This is a genomic window from Polaromonas sp., assembly GCF_031411155.1.
Classification (GTDB): Bacteria; Pseudomonadota; Gammaproteobacteria; order Burkholderiales; family Burkholderiaceae_C; genus Polaromonas.
On the sequence record NZ_JANOAL010000234.1, the window covers coordinates 1 to 2029 of the forward strand.

At 62.8% G+C, this 2029-nt stretch carries 3 protein-coding genes; all 3 read left to right on the forward strand.

Annotated features, from left to right (window positions below; translation table 11 throughout):
- The coding region (locus RMO23_RS14325) for an alpha/beta fold hydrolase (protein ID WP_405041609.1) at positions 1-163 on the forward strand (163 nt) is incomplete at its 5' end.
- Between the two features lie 32 nt (positions 164-195).
- Positions 196-1023, forward strand: coding sequence for an NADPH-dependent 7-cyano-7-deazaguanine reductase QueF (gene queF / locus RMO23_RS14330; protein WP_309682849.1), 828 nt, complete (start codon positions 196-198; stop codon positions 1021-1023).
- 167 nt (positions 1024-1190) lie between these two features.
- The coding region (locus RMO23_RS14335) for a DUF4331 domain-containing protein (RefSeq protein WP_309682852.1) at positions 1191-2029 on the forward strand (839 nt) is incomplete at its 3' end.

The following is a 2029-nucleotide window of genomic DNA, read 5'->3' on the forward strand; positions in this document are numbered from 1 at the left end:
GGCCGACCCGCTGGTGCCGTTTGCCTGCGGCGAGGACACCGCGCGCCGCATTCCGGGCGCCAGGCTGGTGGGCATAGAAGGCATGGGCCACGATTTGCCGCCGGGCGTGGTGGAGCGGCTGCTGGCGCTGCTGCTGCCGCACTTTGCGATGGCCAAAGGCTGAATCATCGCCCCCTTACCGAGAGAACTGCCACCATGAACACCCCTGAACATTCCCAGCTCGGCAAGGCCTCGGCCTATGTCGACCAGTACGATGCGTCGCTGCTGTTTCCGATTCCGCGCGCCGGGAAACGGGCCGAGCTCGGCATTGCCGACGCGCAGCCCTTTTTTGGCGCCGACATCTGGACCGCGTATGAGCTGAGCTGGCTCAACCTGCGCGGCAAGCCGCAGGTGGCGCTGGCGCACATCACCGTGCCCTGCGAGTCGCCCCACATCGTCGAGAGCAAGTCCTTCAAGCTCTACCTCAACAGCTTTAACAACACCCGCTTTGCCGACGCGCGCGATGTGCGTGAGCGCATCCGCGCCGACATCAACGCGGCGGTGGGCGCGGGTGTGGGGGTGAAGACGCTGGGCCCGGAGCTGTTCGACCGCGAGCCGGTGCACGAGCTGGACGGCCTGAACCTGGACCGGCTCGATGTGGAATGCGTTCACTACACCCCGGCACCCGAGCTTCTGTTTGCCGAGTTCGACGAGCCGCCGGTCGACGAAACCCTGACCAGCAACCTGCTCAAAAGCAACTGCCTGGTGACCGGCCAGCCCGACTGGGGCAGTGTGCAGATCAGCTACTCCGGTCCGCAGATCAACCAGGAAGGGCTGCTGCAGTACCTGGTGAGCTTTCGCAACCACAACGAGTTTCACGAGCAGTGCGTCGAGCGCATCTTCATGGACCTGTGGACGCGCTGCAAGCCGCTCAAACTCGCGGTCTATGCCCGCTACACACGGCGCGGCGGGCTCGACATCAACCCGTTTCGCACCAGCTACCCGCAGGCGCTGCCGTCCAACATCCGCATGGCGCGTCAGTAGCCGGCCCCCTGCAAAACGGGCTCCTGCCATCGCCGCTTGCTGGCGATGGGATTGTTACCTGTGGATACAAATGCGCTGAATCCGGTTCATTGAGTTGAATCCGGTTTACACGGCGCTGCGTAATCTTTACACAGCATCTGCTGTATCCACATACCAGGAGATCAACCATGAAGACGAAATTGGGGCACCTTGCCAAGGCCTGCCTGTTGTTAGTTGCCGCCGGCGGAGCCATGGCGTCCAGCCATCGCGAGGCGCCCTTCATCACCTCGGCGCCCAAGGTCGACGGCACCGATTTCTACATGTTCCGCAGCTATGAAGGCATTGCCGCCAACGGCACTGGCGGGCGCTCAGACTACGTGACCCTGCTGGCCAATTACCAGCCGCTGCAGGCTCCGTACGGCGGCCCCAACTATTTCCAGATGGACCCCAACGCCCTCTATGAAATTCACATTGACAACAATGGCGATGCGGTGGAAGACATCACCTTTCAGTTCCGCTTCAAAAACACCCTCAAATCGATTCCGCTGACCATCGGCTCGGCCAGCGTGCCGATTCCACTGATACAGGCCGGCGGCGTCAGCGCGCTCAACGATGCCAACCTGAACGTCAACGAAAGCTACAGCGTCAATGTCATGCGCGGCGACCGTCGCAAGGGCTCTTCCGGCGCAGTCATCAAGACCGGCGGCGGCGCAAGCTTTGAAAAACCGGTGGACTACATCGGCGTCAAGACGCTGGGCGACACGGCGGCCTACGCAGCCTATGCCGGCAAGCACATTCACACCGTCACCATTCCCGGCTGCCCGACGGGCAAGGACCAGGGCCGGGTATTTGTCGGCCAGCGCCAGGAAGGCTTTGCCGTCAACCTGGGCCCGGTGTTTGACCTGGTCAACGCGCCCGCAGCCGTGCTGCTGGACCCGGCCAACAAGGACGCCGCCGGCATGGCGGGCCAGCATGTGATCCAGAAATCCAACGTCACCACGATTGCCCTTGAAGTCCACAAGGACTG